The organism is Pseudomonas sp. nanlin1 (assembly GCF_045571515.1).
GTDB lineage: Bacteria > Pseudomonadota > Gammaproteobacteria > Pseudomonadales > Pseudomonadaceae > Aquipseudomonas.
This window is the reverse complement of the sequence record NZ_CP124218.1, coordinates 3,850,183-3,864,559: the sequence shown is the minus strand read 5'-3', so window position 1 is coordinate 3,864,559 and position 14,377 is coordinate 3,850,183. Positions and strand designations below refer to the sequence as shown.

Sequence of the window (14,377 nt, the reverse complement as noted above, 5' to 3'; positions counted from 1 at the left end):
CCCATGCGCTCGATTCTATTGTTCTTCCTCGGTGTGCCAATCCCGATCATTATTTTGATTGCGTTGTTTATGCACTGAGGGATTTGCCACCTGGTATGTACAGCTCGGGGGCAAGCGGAACGCCGCCCGGCCCCCTCCTACGGGGGTGAGACCTGTAGGAGGGGGCCGGGCGGCGTTCCGCTTGCCCCCATCTTTCGCTCTTCTTACACCGCCGGTTGCGGCAAAGCAGGCGGATAATATTGGGCAAAGCGTACCTGGTCGTGCTGATCGACGAGTTTCTTCAAGCGTTCATTGAACGCTCGGCTCACCCCGTACTGACCTCCCGAAACGGTGCGAAATTGGGCCGTGAGCACGATCCCATTAAGGTCCATGCGGTCCACCCCGAATACCTGCAAAGGCCCCTGTAAGTTGTGCTTGAGCATAATGTCTTCGCTGATCGAGCTGCCGGCTTCGCGGATCAATTCCAGGGCGCTATCGATGTCGGTGTCGTAGGTGAACTGTACCGAGAAGAAGGCATAGGCGAACTGCCGGGACTGGTTGGTGACGGCCTTGATTTGCCCAAATGGCACTGAGTGCACGAACCCCTTGCCATCACGCAGGCGCAGGGTGCGGATGGTTAGACTCTCGACAGTGCCCGCATGCCCAGAGTCGAGTACCACCCAGTCGCCGATCGCAATAGTGTCCTCGATCAGAATGAACAGCCCGGTGATCACGTCCTGTACCAGTTGCTGGGAGCCAAACCCGATCGCCAGGCCAACCACCCCCGCGCCCGCCAGCAAGGGCGCGACATTGATGCCCAGGTTAGCCATGGTGGTGATGGCGCAGATCACCACTAAAACGATTTTGATCGCATTGCGCAGCATGGGCAGGATGGTCAAAATGCGCGTGCTGGGCTGCCGGTTGGCGCGCTTGCCAACCGATGGCTTGAGGGCTTCCTGGATGGCTGTGTCCATGACCACCCAGAGCAACCAGGTCACCAGCAGGATCAGGCCAATGCTGCTGAGCGAGTCGCTGATGGCCCGGCCAAGGGTATTACTGGCCGCGAACTCGAGAATCGACACGCCCCAAATGCGCCCCAACAATTCGATAAAAGCCACCGCCATAGCGATCCGCGCCAGGGCATGGCCGAGGCTGCGCAACAGCTCTTTGTAGGGGCGTGCCCGTTGGCTCGGCAGGCTGGCAGAAGGGCGGAACAAGTGCTGCAGCACCGTGCTCAGAAAAACCGTGGCAATCAACAGGACCGTGGTGAATAAGGCGCTTTGCAACGCTTTCTGGCTTTCTTCGCCAGCACCGATCAGGTGCACCATCGACACCAAAATCATCAGCAGAATCGGCAAATACCAAAGCCCGGAGAAAATCCGCAGGGACTCCTGCACACCTTTATGTTGCATGCGCTGCGCCAGGCCGCGGTTGCGGATCAGGTGGGCCACCGGGCGGCGCATGCGGATCACCAGCACAGCGAAGGTGAAGGTGGCCAGCAGGCCGACCACCACCGCAATGCTGTCGGTGATGTTGTTGCCCAGTTGCCGGGCAATTTGTGGGCTGGTCAGGGCATCGCTCAAGGCTGCCAGAAAGCCGATCAAAAACAGCGGGCGCGGGGCATGCAAGCGCAGGATGCGCACCGCAGGGCGCTTGTGACCGGCATCGAAGAGAGTGATCAGGCACAGAATGATGGACGTGGAGAACGCGCCGCTGCTGGTGGCGTAGGCCAGGCACAGGGCCAGGGCTCGCGCCACCGAGTTGTCCAGGTTATGGCCGACCGCTAGGGTCAGCGGCAAGGCCAGCAACGCCGGGGCCGTGTAGGGCAACAGGTAGCCTAAAACCCTGTGAAAGCGCGGGCGCTGCTGAAAAAAGGCGCGCTGGCCCAGACGTGACACCAGTAATCGCCCCAGAAAGTGCAGGGCGGCGAAGGCGGCAGCCCAACTGGCGGTCAACAAGGCGAAATCGGCCGCCAGGGACAGCCGTGAGCGGGCGGAATGCTGGTTGATCAGCTTGTCCACTTCCACCGCTGCGCGGTCGGTGCGCAGCCGCCAGGCGTCCAAAACATGCTCGTTCAGGTCGAGCTTTTCCTGGACATCGTCCAGGCTCGTGGTGATAGCGCCCAATAGCCCGCCCTGGACCACGGCCTCAGGCTCAGCAGGTGCGGCCTCTGCGGCGGGCGCGGCGGCGCCGGCATAGAGGTTCAGGCTGAACAGCGCAGCCACCGCCAGTATGGCGATTTTCGGTAAGAGTCGGTTCACAACGGGGGAGCTCCAGTCATCGCTACCCTCAGACAGATCGAAAAAACCCCATCTAGTTCGGTTTGGCCTCGCACACCCAGGCCTGTTAGCCTGCGTTGCCGTTTATCCTGAACAGGGTTGTTCTCATGTCATCCAGTACTACCGACGCCCGCGCTGAGCCAGGCCGCGAGGCGCAAATGGCCACCCGTGTCGCTTTTTTCATTGGCGGTTTCGCCATGTCCGCCTGGGCTCCGATGGTGCCGTTGGCCAAAGCCCGGGCTGCGCTCAGTGAAGGCAGCCTGGGCTTGCTGCTCCTGGGTTTGGGCGCGGGCTCCATTCTCGCCATGCCGTTAGCCGGCTACCTGTGTGCTCGCTTTGGCTGCCGGCGGGTCATCTTGACCGCTGGGCTGGGCATCTGCCTGATCTTGCCCTTACTGGCGACGGTCAGCGCTTTGCCCTGGCTGGTGCTTGCGGTCTTGGTGTTCGGCGCGAGCCTGGGCTCCCTCGACTGCGCGATGAATATCCAGGCAGTGCTGGTGGAAAAGGCCAGCGGCCGCGCCATGATGTCGGGTTTTCACGGGTTGTTCAGTGTCGGTTGCATTGCCGGCGCGGCCGGCATGACCGGCTTGCTGAGCCTGGGCTTGGCGCCCTTGGCGGCGGTCTGCGGGGTGATTGTGCTGACCCTGTTGGCCTTGTTCAAAGCGGCCCCGCATCTATTACCCTACGGCAACGACAGTGATGGGCCACTGTTCGCCTGGCCACGGGGGATCGTGCTGTTCTTGGGGGCCCTGTGCTTTATCGTATTTCTCACCGAGGGCGCCATGCTGGATTGGAGCGCGGTGTACCTGGTGTCCTGGCGGGACATGGACCCCACCTATGCCGGCCTCGGCTACGCGGCATTTGCCACCACCATGACCATCGGCCGCCTGACTGGCGATGCCATCGTGTCCCGCCTGGGCGGTGCGCGGGTGACCATAGCGGGCGGTCTGTTGGCCGCCGTGGGCCTGGCCCTTTCTCTCTGGGTGCCTGCCTGGGAGGCGGCGCTACTGGGCTACGCGCTGGTAGGGGCGGGCTGTTCGAATATCGTGCCGGTGCTTTACAGCGCCGTCGGCCGGCAAACCAGCATGCCGCAAAGTGCGGCGATTCCTGCAATGACCTCCCTGGGTTATGCCGGGATTCTGATGGGCCCTGCGGCGATCGGCTTATTGGCGCACCTGAGCGACCTGAGCGTGGCGTTGGGCAGCCTGATCCTGTTGCTGCTGTTCGTGGCCGCCAGCGGGCGTTATTTAAGAACGTGAGGTCAGCGCTGGGGTCAAAGCTCAATACTCATTCAGCAAGGGAGTTCGGTCATGCGTCTTGAAGGTTCCTGCCATTGCGGCACTGTGAAATTCAGCCTGGACAGCGCTCACCCCTATCCGTACCAACGCTGTTACTGCTCGATCTGCCGCAAGACCCAGGGCGGTGGTGGCTATGCGATCAATTTGGGCGGCGACGCGAGCAGCCTCCAGGTCAATGGGGGCGAAGCCATCAGCATTTATCACGCGGTGATGCGGGAAGAAGGCAACAGCCAGGTCAGCAATGCCGAACGACATTTTTGCAGCAAATGCGGCAGCGCCCTGTGGCTGTTCGACCCGCAGTGGCCCGAGTTGGTCCACCCCTTTGCCAGTGCAATCGATACCGCCCTGCCCAAGGTGCCCGAAAGCACTCACCTGATGCTCGACTCGAAAGCCTCATGGGTACAACCGCAACTGGGGGGCAACGACAAACAGTTCGCGCATTACCCAGATGAATCGCTGGCCCAGTGGCACGAGCGCTTGGGCGTAGAACGCTAATCAATTGAGCGAGGCGCTGCGCCATTGCCGGGGGCTCACACCGAACCAACGGCGAAAGGCTCGCGAGAACGCGCTGGTTTCTGAATAGCCAAGTAGCGGCGCCAGCTCCGAAATGCTCAAGCGCTGCTGGCGCATATGCCCCAGGGCCAAAGCCTGGCGGCGCTGGTCCACCAGTTGGCTGAAGCTGGTGCCCTGTTCGCGCAGTTGCCGTTGCAAGGCCCATTCCGACACCTCCAGGCGCTGCGCCAAGGCTTCCAGGGCCGGTTCGCCGTGGGGCAGCATGGCGGCGATCGCCTGGCGCGCCTGGTCCAGCAGATCCGGCGCCGGGGTGGCTTCGCCCAGCTGGCGGATCGCGTCCATCACCAACATCAGCAGCATTGGGTCGTGGCCTGGCATCGCCCGGCCCACCACATCTTGCTTGGGGATCAGCAGAGCGTTGCAGCTTTGATTGAAGACCACGTTGGCGGCGAACACGTCGCGGTGCTCTTGCCAGCCCTCAGGGCGCCGATGCTCGAAGGCTACCTCGCGCGGCGCCCATTGCGGCCCCAGCACATGGCGCAGCAGGTTAGTGGCCATGCCCATGGTCAGCTCGGCGTCCTGGCGGCGCTGGACGATAGCGCCGTGGCGTACTTGATACTCGAAGCGGTAACACTCGCCTTGATCCACCAGGCGGATCAAGGTGCTGTGCTGGTGATAGGGGAACGCCGCAGCGAAGTTGATCAGTGCTTGCTCGAGGGTTGCCGAACATAACCCCACATAGCCCAGCAAGCCGAGGGCTTGGGGCTGGAACTGCTCGCCGTAGCGCAGGCCGAAGTTGTCACAGCCCGTTTGCCTGGCGGCTTCTTCCAGCACCTGGCAATAGTTGGGCAACGCCAGGCTCAAGGTCGGGTGAAGCAACTGCTCGGGATCGATACCAGCATGCCCGAAGATGCGGTCGAGGTCGCCGCCCTGGCCCGTGATAAAGCTGTCCAGGCCACTGGCGGCGGCCGACAGCACACCTTGGTTGTTGCCACGTAGGCTAGGGCTGGACGAGGGCTGCAACAGGGGCGCATGCATCACTGAGTGTTACCGGGTGAGGGTGTATGAAAATGTTTCAAGCAAAACCCGTTCCTTTTTCATTCACGCCTATGCTGTTGCACAGCAATGCTGGCAGCGCTGCGCCTCGATGCGCCCATCCAGGCCCTTGCTTCGCTCAGGTCCGGGCATTTGGGTGAGGTACGCAGCGTCCGTGCACCGTCATCGTGCACGCCTGGCCGACTTGACCGTACGCGACAGCGGCGACGCTCTGGGGTCAAGTCTTGCAGCCGGGGTGCTGGTTATGCTCCTGGTTTTTCCACTGATCCGCTGGCGAGGTGCATAGCAATGACTGTGACAAAACTTAAACCGACGTTGGGCACCCTGCACCTGTGGGGGATTGCCGTAGGCCTGGTGATTTCCGGCGAGTACTTCGGCTGGAGTTATGGTTGGGGCGCGGCGGGGACCTTGGGCTTTTTGGTCACCACCGTGATGGTTGCGGTGATGTACACCTGTTTTATCTTCAGCTTCACCGAGTTGACCACGGCCATTCCCAATGCCGGTGGCCCATTCGCCTACAGCTTGCGCGCCTTCGGCCCAGTCGGGGGAACCATCGCCGGGCTGGCCACGCTGATCGAATTCGTCTTCGCACCACCGGCGATCGCCATGGCCATTGGTGCGTACCTCAATGTGCAGTACCCCGGCCTGGACCCGAAGATGGCCGCCGTGGGGGCCTACTTCATCTTTATGACGCTGAACATTCTTGGCGTCAGCATCGCGGCCACGTTTGAGCTGGTGGTCACGGTATTGGCCGTGTTCGAACTGCTGGTGTTCATGGGCGTAGTCGCACCCGGCTTCAGCTTCAGCAATTTCGCCCTAGGCGGTTGGGCCGGCTCGGACACCTTTAGCCTGGGCGCGGTGTCGGGCATGTTCGCAGCGATTCCGTTCGCCATCTGGTTTTTCCTGGCCATCGAAGGCGCGGCCATGGCCGCCGAGGAAGCCAAAGACCCCAAGCGCACCATCCCTCGGGCCTACATCGCGGGCATTCTGACCCTGGTCACTCTCGCCATTAGCGTGATGATTTTCGCCGGCGGCGTGGGTGACTGGCGCACCCTGGCGAATATCAACGACCCACTGCCCCAGGCGATGAAAGCCGTAGTGGGTGACAACTCCAACTGGATGCACATGCTGGTCTGGATCGGCTTGTTTGGCCTGGTGGCGAGCTTCCACGGGATCATTCTGGGTTATTCACGGCAGTTCTTTGCCCTGGCCCGGGCTGGTTTTCTGCCTGCGGGGTTGGCCAAGCTGTCGCGCTTCCAAACCCCGCACCGAGCCATTCTGGCCGGTGGCGTGGTGGGTATCGCGGCGATCTTCAGCGACGGCCTGGTCAACCTCCAGGGCCTGAGCCTGACCGCTGCGATGATTACCATGTCGGTGTTCGGCGCCATTGTGATGTACATCGTCAGTATGCTCAGCCTGTTCAAGCTGCGCCGCAGCGAACCCGACCTGGAACGTACCTTCCGTGCCCCGGGCTACCCCATCGTGCCGGGCATCGCTTTGGCCTTGGCGGTGGTGTGCTTGATCGCCATGGTCTGGTTCAATACCGTGGTCTGCGGCATTTTCATTGCCCTCATGGCGGTGGGTGCAGTGTTCTGTAAGCTGGTCCGTAGCCGCGGTGCTGTGCCTGCGGCATTGGCCAACGAGTAAGGGAGAGACCCGATGAGCGGCTTCGTCCATAGCATTGCCGGGCAGACCTGGCGTTTCGACAGCTTGCGCGAACTGATGGCCAAGGCCAGCCCGGCCCGTTCCGGCGACTTTCTCGCGCAGGTGGCCGCCAGCAGCGACGCCGAGCGCGCCGCGGCGCAGATGGCCCTGGCGGACGTACCGCTCAAGCGCTTCCTCGAAGAAGCGCTGATCCCCTACGAAGACGACGAAGTGACCCGGCTGATCATCGACGGCCATGACTCGCAGGCCTTTGCCCCTGTCAGCCACCTAACCGTCGGCAGCTTTCGCGACTGGCTGCTCGGTGCCCAGGCCGACGAAACCAGCCTGCGCGCCCTGGCGCCAGGGCTAACCCCCGAAATGGCCGCGGCGGTCTCGAAGATCATGCGGGTGCAGGATCTAATCCTGGTGGCCCAGAAGATTCGCGTGGTCACCCGCTTTCGCAATACCGTGGGCCTGGCCGGGCGCATGTCGACCCGGCTGCAACCCAACCATCCCACCGACGACCCCGCTGGCATCGCCGCCAGCGTGTTGGATGGGCTGATGTACGGCAACGGCGATGCCATGATCGGCATCAACCCGGCCAGCGATAGTTTGGGCGCCATCAGTGAGCTGTTGAAGATGCTCGATGGTGTTATCCGCCATTACGAAATTCCTACCCAGTCCTGTGTATTGACCCACGTCACCTCGTCCGTCGCCGCCATCGAAAGGGGGGTCCCCGTTGACCTGGTGTTTCAATCCATCACCGGGACCCAGGCGGCCAACAGCAGTTTTGGCATCAGCCTGGAAATCCTGCGTGAGGGCTATGAAGCCGGCTTGAGCCTCAAGCGCGGCACCCTGGGCGAGAACTTGATGTATTTTGAAACGGGGCAGGGCAGTGCGTTGTCGGCCAACGCCCATCACGGCGTCGACCAGCAAACCTGTGAGGCCAGAGCCTACGGCGTGGCCCGCCATTTCAAACCGTTCCTGGTCAATACCGTGGTCGGTTTTATTGGCCCGGAGTATTTGTACAACGGCAAGCAGATCATCCGCGCCGGCCTGGAAGACCACTTCTGCGGCAAGCTGCTGGGTGTGCCCATGGGCTGTGACATTTGCTACACCAACCATGCCGAAGCCGACCAGGACGACATGGACACGCTGCTCACGTTGCTTGGCGTGGCGGGGATCAACTTCATCATGGGCATCCCCGGCTCCGATGATGTAATGCTCAACTACCAGACCACCTCGTTCCACGACGCCCTCTATGCACGGCAGACCCTGGGCCTGCGCCCGGCGCCGGAGTTCGAGCAATGGCTAGCGCGCATGGACATCCTGCGCCAGCAGGACGGCCGGGTACAATTGGGTAACGGCGTGCCAGCGTTGTTCCGACAAGCCCTGGCACAACTCAAGTGAGGCCTGCAGCATGAGTGACGACAAGCCGAAAACCCCCGCCCAGGCCGACGCCTGGCGCCAGTTGCGTAACCTCACCCCTGCCCGCATTGCCCTGGGCCGTGCGGGCACCAGCTTACCCACGGCAGCCCAATTGGACTTTCAGTACGCCCATGCCCAAGCTCGCGACGCCGTGCATCTGGCGTTCGATCATGGCGCATTGAGCGGCGCATTGGCTGCCCGGCAGCAGCCGAGCTTGAGCCTGCACAGCTCGGCGCCCGACCGCCACACCTACCTGCAACGGCCCGACCTGGGGCGGCGCCTCGACCCTGCCTCGGTCGAACGGCTGCGCGAGCACAGCCTCGCCCAGCCGGACGGTTACGACCTGGCGCTGGTGGTGGCCGATGGGTTGTCGGCCCTGGCAGTGCATAAGCATGCCGGGCCCATGCTCGAACGCCTTGAACAGGCCGCGGCCAGCGAGGGCTGGCGGCTGGCCCCGGTGTGCCTGGTGCAGCAGGGGCGGGTGGCAGTGGCCGATGAAGTGGGCGAACTGCTGCGCGCCCGCATGGTGGTCATCCTGATTGGTGAACGGCCAGGTTTGAGTTCGCCGGACAGCCTGGGGCTGTATTTCACTTACGCGCCGAAAGTCGGCTTGAACGATGCTTCGCGCAACTGCATCTCCAATATCCGCCTGGAAGGCCTCAGCTATGCCACGGCCATGCATAAACTGCTGTACCTGATGCGCGAAGCGCAACAGCGTCAGCTGTCCGGGGTCAGCCTGAAAGATGAGGCCGAAGTGCCGCTATTGGACGCCGAGGAAGGCCCGCGGCCGGGCAATTTCCTGTTACTGGATAACCCAGACTAAATAGCCCTCCTGCCTTTTTACAATTTTCGGAAACGTCCTACAACGCCCACCGCGCAAGTCAGCGGCCTCCCTGCCTACAATTCGCTCCACGAAAAATCCCTCGACCCCGTGGGATAAATTCTGATCGAGTTGTAGGACACGGAGCGTCTCATGCCTACCTGCGCCCCCTCTGGCGAGCATCCTCTGTTCGCCTTGCACTGCGTCAGCCACGGCTACTCGACCCCGGCGGGGCAGATTGGCGTGCTCGACCGCCTCGATCTGACCCTGGCTTATGGCCAAAGCTGCGCCTTGCTCGGTGCTTCTGGCTCCGGCAAGAGCACGCTCCTCAACCTGTTGGGATTGCTCGAAACACCGCTCAGCGGCAGGTTGATCATGGCCGGCCGCGACGTCACCCAGGCTTCGGCCGACCAGCGTGCAGGGTGGCGCAATCGCCAGATCGGTTTTGTCTTCCAAAGCTTTCACCTGTTGCCGCGCCTGAGCGTGCTCGACAATGTCGCCTTACCCTTGCTCTATCGCGGTATACCGCGTCACCAAGCCCAGGCCATGGCGTGGCCGCTGTTGCAGCAGGTGGGCCTTGAATCACGCGCGCGCCATCGGCCCGCCGAGTTGTCCGGTGGGCAACGCCAACGGGTAGCGATCGCCCGCGCCCTGGTGGGCGAACCCCAGGTGATTCTGGCTGATGAGCCCACGGGCAACCTTGACCAGGCCAGCGCCGATGGGGTGGTGGACCTGCTGTTACGGCTAAATGCACAGCGCGGTGTCAGCTTGATCATGGTGACCCACGACCCGCGCCTGGCCGCGCGCCTGCAACGGCAATTGCGCCTGGAGCATGGGCGGTTGTGCGAATGAACGGCTACGCGCGTCGGCGTGACCTGCTCGCCGAGGCGTTGGGAAATCTGGCGGTGGCCGGGGGGCGGGGCGGGTTGGCCTTGCTAGGGATGGTGATCGGCAGTGCCGCCATGGTTGCGTTGTCCTGCATCGGCGCCAGCGCCGCGCAGGAAGCACAGCGTGCGTTCGTGGGGTTAGGCAGTGACCTGGTGGTGGCCCATTTGCAGGGCGCGCGGTTGCCCATAAGCCTGGCGGGCCTGGACACCCGGGCCATTGGCGGATTGCGCGCACTGGCGCCGCTGGGGTTCCAGGCCGGGGCCGTGCGCTATCGCGGGCAGGCCCATTCGAGCAGTATTTTGGGGGCAACCCCCGCGTTGGCGCTATTGCTCGACCTGCGCATGGCCCAAGGGCGTTTTCTTTCGCCGTTCGACCGGGGCCAAGCGGTCGCAGTATTGGGCAGCCAGCGTGCGCAAACCTTGGCCAACGCGGGGGGGCCAGTGCAAGTGGGGGATTTCGTGCAGATCGAGCGAGACCTGTTTCAGGTCCTCGGGGTTATCGAGGCGGCGCCCATGGGTGGCGCATTGAACCTGGATCTGGACGACGCCGTGCTGATTCCCCTGGCCAGCCTGCGGCGGCTGGCGGCCCAGGCCCATATCGCTCAAGTGCTTGCGGGTGGAACGGTGACCGGCCTGGAGCAACTGGCCCAGCGTCTTGCAGGCCGTCTCAGCGTGCTGCCTGGGGTGGAGCATGTCGACATGCAGGTGCCCCGGCAATTGCTCGATGGCATTCGCCATCAGCGGGTGACCTTCAACCGCTTGCTCGCCGGGCTGGCGGCGGTGGCGTTGCTGGCCGGTGGCCTTGGGGTGATGACCGTGATGCTGATGAGCGTCAGCCAACGGCGCCAGGAAATAGGCGTGCGCTTGGCGCTGGGGGCACGTCAGCAGGATATTCGCGCGATGTTTGTGTTCGAGGCGCTGGCGTTGTCGGCCGTCGGCGCTTCGGCCGGGGCGTTGTTGGGGCTGGTCTTGGCCTGGGGCTTCACCGCGCAGGCTGCCTGGGCCCTGGTGATACCTGGATACAGCGTGCCTTTAGGCGCAGGCAGCGCAGCTCTGGTCGGGCTGATCGCCGGTGTTTATCCAGCCATGCAGGCCTCACGCTTGGCGCCAGTGCAGGCACTGCGCGATGACTAAACGGTGCATGGCAGGGCTATTGGCGATGCTGCTACCGGTCTGGGCGATGGCGACCGGCGTGAGCGCTGAGCGGCTTGAGCTGAGCCTGGCCGATGCGGTGGCGCTGGCCCTGCGCGACAACCGGCATGTACGCAGTGCTTACCTGCAGCGGGTCGCGCAAAAGTTCGACCTGCAGGTGGCGCGGGAGCGTTTTCAGCCCCGCCTGATCCTCAACGCCCGCAGCCAGGTCAACCGCGACCAAGGCGACCGTTCTCGTCAGCATGGCTTGGAGCCGCAGGCCAGTGTGCTCAGCCCTTGGGGTACGCGGGTCAACCTGGGTTGGAGCCACCAGTTGAACCAGGCCAACCGCGCCGACGACCTATACAACGAAGGGGTCGACTTCAACCTGGTCCAGCCTCTGCTGCGTGATGCTGGCCCTGAAGTGGGGATGGCGCCGGTACGCCTGGCCGAGCTGGACGAACGTGTGCACCGGCTCAACCTGCGCGCCAGTTTGACCCACAACGTGACCCAGGTGGCCTTGGCCTACCGTGGGTTACTGCACAGCCAAGAGCAATTGCGCCTGGCCCGTGAGGCCTGGCAGCGCTCGCAGCAATTACTGGCGGTGAATCGCGCCCTGATTGCCGCGGGGCGCCTGGCTGAATTCGACATTGTCCAGGCCGAAGCGGACGACGCCAGCCAAGAACTCGGCGTTGAGCAGGCGCGTAATCAATTGCAAGGCAGCCGCGAAGCCCTCTTGCAATTACTGGCCCTAGCCCCGGACACCATGATCGACGCCAGCGACGACCTGGCCGTGGTCGAGCCAGACCTGACCTTGGCCAATGCCCAGGCTTTGGCCCGCCAGCAGCGGCCTGACTACTTGATCCAACAGATTGCAGCGCGCCAGGTGGAGCTCAACCTGCTATTGGCCAACAACCAACGTTTATGGGACTTGGCCTTGGTGGGCGGGGCCAGCCAGGTGCGTGAACGCTGGCAGGGCGCGCGCACCCAGCGGCGTTGGGACAGCTATGCCGGGCTGCAGTTAGAGGTGCCTTTGGGCGATTCCACTGCGCGTCAGCGCCAGGTGCATGCCGAAGTGGCCGTGGCCGACCAGCGCCTGCGCAGCGAACAGGCCTCGGCGCAGTTGGCCTTGGAGGTGACGGCTGCGCTGCGCGAAACGGCCACCCAATGGCGGCAACTGAACCTGGCCGGGCGAGCCGCGCAGTTGGCCATTCGCAAATTGGATATCGAGCAGCAAAAGCTTCAGGCCGGTAGGTCCAGCAACTTTCAGGTACTGAGTTTCGAAAGCGACCGGCGCGCCGCTGAGCACGCCCAGCTCGCCGCGCGCATCGCTTACCTCAATGGCCAAAGCCGCCTGGACGAAGTGCTGGGGCTGACTTTGCAGCGGTGGGAGATCAGCGTGCATGACTAAGCTCAACGGTACGATCGGGCTGGGGCTAGTGCTCTGCGCGGCACTGGCCTGGAGCCTGTGGCCGGTAGCGCCAGCGCCGGCCGAAGCCTTATGGCACGAGGTCCGCGCGCAGCCGGTCACGGTTCGTCTGGGGTTGGTCGGCCTGTTGCAACCTGCACGCCAGGTAATGCTCAGCGCGCCTTTTGATGCCCTGGTGAAACAGCGTCTGGCCGAGCCGGGCCAGCAGGTCGAACGGGGTCAAGTGCTGCTTGAGCTGGACACCCATCTGCACGACCCCGCCTGGCGCGATGCCCAGGCGCTCCTGCTGACGTCGCGCCGAGCGGTTGCCGACCTGGAAAACTGGGCCACCAGCGCCGAGGTCGCGCGCGCCCGACGCAGCCTTGCGGCCGCACGCCTGGGCCTTGCGCAAACCCAGCGGCAGTTGGCCGAAACCCAGGGGTTACTGGCCCAGGGGATCGTCCCGCGCATGGAGGTCGAGGCGCTGGAGCAGCAGACCAGCCTGCAACGGCTCGATGTGGCCAGTGCCGAGGGCGAGCTGCGCGGCTTGTTGGACCGTGACGACGATCTAAACGTCGCACGTTTGCAGCTAGCCAATGCTCAGGCGCGCTTCGATGCCGTGGCACAGCAGAGGGGCACAACGCAGATCGTGGCGCCATTTAGCGGCATTCTCAGCCGCGCGCCAGAGCAAGGTAGTGCGCTGTTATCACTGGATGAAGGCAGCCGTTTGACTCAAGGCCAGGGCTTGTTTCAGCTTGCCAGCCTCGAACAATTGGCGGTCGACGCTGAAGTCGATGAAAGCGACCTGCATGCTTTGCAGCTAGAGCAACCCGTCGAAGTGCAAGGCGACGGCTTCAGCGGCCTGACCCTGCCAGGCCATATCGCTCACCTAAGCCAAGAGCCGGTCACCCAAGGCGGCTCCGCCACCAGCGTGCGCTACCGCGTCCGCGCGCTGCTCCAGCCTGTGCCCGATACACAGCGCGCCCGCCTGCGCCTGGGTATGAGCACGCGCATGTCGGTGGTGATCTACCAGCGCGAAAGCGCCTGGGTGGTGCCGGTTCAAACCGTGCGCCGCGGCCCCGAAGGCTACCAGGTCCAATACCGCCCTGGGCCTGGCGGCAGCGTCACCCTGCGCGCCGTGACCCTGGGCCGCGCCTTGCCGGAGGGTTTAGAAGTGTTCGGTTTGCAAGCCGGGCAAGTGCGTGAATTGACCAGCGAAGAACTGGCACCTGAATGGGGAGGGCTCGGCACAGAACCAGACACATGACTCGCCAGGAGGCCAACGCTCTTGTGCCGGATAACCGAGCAGGCTGGGAGCGGTGGGCAACGGCCAGGGACAGGGATGTGGAAGGCAGCGCCTTCGACCTTGGCCGAGGAGACAGTGGTAACGGGCAGTGAGCCCAAACATCAAATAAAGCGATAAGGAATGTTGTGATGAAAAGAATGATGAGTTTTAAAGTGGGTGTGTTGGTGAGTGGCTTGGTGATGGGGGGAGGGGTGTATGCGGGGCCTAAGGTTACAGTGGTTTTTAAGAATCAGGGGAGTGAGTCTGCATTGAACGTTAGAGAGAATTCGAACGAGAATAGTACCTATTTAAATTCCAGTCCAAAGCCGGAAAACGAAGTTTTTGCATCATGCTCAAACTCTTATGATGTCCAAAGTTTAATTAGTCCGAATACTAACTGGGCTTACGTTCGTTACAGGATGGGTCGAAAAGAGTGTGTGTTTTCTACCACCTATGTGAATATGATGGGGGCGGGAGGTTCTATGACTCCGAAGTGGACTAAAGCGGCCACACCTTCTAATGGGGCTACATGTACTGCGACCATAACTAAAACTAATTACAATGATCATACTTGGGTTGTTGAATTTCTGATGCGGTAGTGGTTTAAAACATCTGCCCCGTTTCAGTCGTGACGGGGCAGATTTATTGG

General features: G+C 62.7%; 12 protein-coding genes. 10 read left to right on the top strand and 2 right to left on the bottom strand.

Annotated elements, in window-relative coordinates; translation table 11 throughout:
* Positions 1-203: 203 nt before the first annotated feature.
* Positions 204-2,219: a mechanosensitive ion channel family protein gene (locus tag QCL65_RS17745; protein WP_407316915.1), complete on the bottom strand. Its 2,016-nt coding sequence runs from the start codon at positions 2,217-2,219 to the stop codon at positions 204-206.
* A 146-nt stretch (positions 2,220-2,365) separates the two neighbouring features.
* Here QCL65_RS17745 and QCL65_RS17740 point away from each other — a divergent pair, with 146 nt between their 5' ends.
* Together QCL65_RS17740 and QCL65_RS17735 are read left to right on the top strand one after the other, a co-directional pair.
* A complete protein-coding gene (locus QCL65_RS17740) occupies positions 2,366-3,517 on the top strand; it encodes an MFS transporter (RefSeq protein WP_407310998.1) in 1,152 nt (383 codons plus the stop codon).
* A 51-nt stretch (positions 3,518-3,568) separates the two neighbouring features.
* Positions 3,569-4,051, top strand: coding sequence for a GFA family protein (locus tag QCL65_RS17735; protein ID WP_407310996.1), 483 nt, complete (start codon positions 3,569-3,571; stop codon positions 4,049-4,051).
* Here QCL65_RS17735 and QCL65_RS17730 read toward each other — a convergent pair whose 3' ends face one another.
* Complete coding sequence (locus QCL65_RS17730; RefSeq protein ID WP_407310994.1) at positions 4,052-5,107, bottom strand: AraC family transcriptional regulator; 1,056 nt, start codon at positions 5,105-5,107, stop codon at positions 4,052-4,054.
* Between the two features lie 306 nt (positions 5,108-5,413).
* Here QCL65_RS17730 and eat point away from each other — a divergent pair, with 306 nt between their 5' ends.
* From eat to QCL65_RS17690, 8 genes are all read left to right on the top strand, one after another.
* The gene (eat, locus tag QCL65_RS17725) at positions 5,414-6,772 is read left to right on the top strand and encodes an ethanolamine permease (protein ID WP_407310992.1); all 1,359 of its coding nucleotides are present in this window, start codon (positions 5,414-5,416) and stop codon (positions 6,770-6,772) included.
* 12 nt (positions 6,773-6,784) lie between these two features.
* Positions 6,785-8,179 (top strand): ethanolamine ammonia-lyase subunit EutB, encoded by a 1,395-nt coding sequence (locus tag QCL65_RS17720; RefSeq protein ID WP_407310990.1) that lies wholly within the window; start codon positions 6,785-6,787, stop codon positions 8,177-8,179.
* A 10-nt stretch (positions 8,180-8,189) separates the two neighbouring features.
* Positions 8,190-9,020, top strand: a complete 831-nt coding sequence (gene eutC / locus QCL65_RS17715; RefSeq protein ID WP_407310988.1) for an ethanolamine ammonia-lyase subunit EutC — start codon at positions 8,190-8,192, stop codon at positions 9,018-9,020.
* Between the two features lie 150 nt (positions 9,021-9,170).
* Positions 9,171-9,869: an ABC transporter ATP-binding protein gene (locus QCL65_RS17710; RefSeq protein ID WP_407310986.1), complete on the top strand. Its 699-nt coding sequence runs from the start codon at positions 9,171-9,173 to the stop codon at positions 9,867-9,869.
* The gene (locus tag QCL65_RS17705; protein WP_407310984.1) at positions 9,866-11,038 is read left to right on the top strand and encodes an ABC transporter permease; all 1,173 of its coding nucleotides are present in this window, start codon (positions 9,866-9,868) and stop codon (positions 11,036-11,038) included. Before QCL65_RS17710 ends, QCL65_RS17705 begins: the two co-directional genes overlap by 4 nt.
* Entirely contained in the window at positions 11,031-12,446 is a 1,416-nt protein-coding gene (locus QCL65_RS17700) for a TolC family protein (RefSeq protein ID WP_407310982.1), read from the top strand. The genes QCL65_RS17705 and QCL65_RS17700 overlap by 8 nt, the downstream gene beginning before the upstream one ends.
* Entirely contained in the window at positions 12,439-13,710 is a 1,272-nt protein-coding gene (locus tag QCL65_RS17695; RefSeq protein WP_407310980.1) for an efflux RND transporter periplasmic adaptor subunit, read from the top strand. The genes QCL65_RS17700 and QCL65_RS17695 overlap by 8 nt, the downstream gene beginning before the upstream one ends.
* Positions 13,711-13,877: 167 nt before the next feature.
* Positions 13,878-14,327: a hypothetical protein gene (locus tag QCL65_RS17690; RefSeq protein WP_407310978.1), complete on the top strand. Its 450-nt coding sequence runs from the start codon at positions 13,878-13,880 to the stop codon at positions 14,325-14,327.
* The last annotated feature ends 50 nt before the right edge of the window (positions 14,328-14,377 follow it).

Excerpts from the sequence above, each read along its gene's own strand:
- QCL65_RS17740 (WP_407310998.1), top strand. The coding sequence starts at position 2,366 with ATGTCATCCAGTACTACCGACGCCCGCGCTGAGCCAGGCCGCGAGGCG.
- QCL65_RS17735 (WP_407310996.1), top strand. The coding sequence starts at position 3,569 with ATGCGTCTTGAAGGTTCCTGCCATTGCGGCACTGTGAAATTCAGCCTG.
- QCL65_RS17730 (WP_407310994.1), bottom strand. The coding sequence starts at position 5,107 with ATGCATGCGCCCCTGTTGCAGCCCTCGTCCAGCCCTAGCCTACGTGGC.
- eat (WP_407310992.1), top strand. The coding sequence starts at position 5,414 with ATGACTGTGACAAAACTTAAACCGACGTTGGGCACCCTGCACCTGTGG.
- QCL65_RS17720 (WP_407310990.1), top strand. The coding sequence starts at position 6,785 with ATGAGCGGCTTCGTCCATAGCATTGCCGGGCAGACCTGGCGTTTCGAC.
- eutC (WP_407310988.1), top strand. The coding sequence starts at position 8,190 with ATGAGTGACGACAAGCCGAAAACCCCCGCCCAGGCCGACGCCTGGCGC.
- QCL65_RS17710 (WP_407310986.1), top strand. The coding sequence starts at position 9,171 with ATGCCTACCTGCGCCCCCTCTGGCGAGCATCCTCTGTTCGCCTTGCAC.
- QCL65_RS17705 (WP_407310984.1), top strand. The coding sequence starts at position 9,866 with ATGAACGGCTACGCGCGTCGGCGTGACCTGCTCGCCGAGGCGTTGGGA.
- QCL65_RS17700 (WP_407310982.1), top strand. The coding sequence starts at position 11,031 with ATGACTAAACGGTGCATGGCAGGGCTATTGGCGATGCTGCTACCGGTC.
- QCL65_RS17695 (WP_407310980.1), top strand. The coding sequence starts at position 12,439 with ATGACTAAGCTCAACGGTACGATCGGGCTGGGGCTAGTGCTCTGCGCG.
- QCL65_RS17690 (WP_407310978.1), top strand. The coding sequence starts at position 13,878 with ATGAAAAGAATGATGAGTTTTAAAGTGGGTGTGTTGGTGAGTGGCTTG.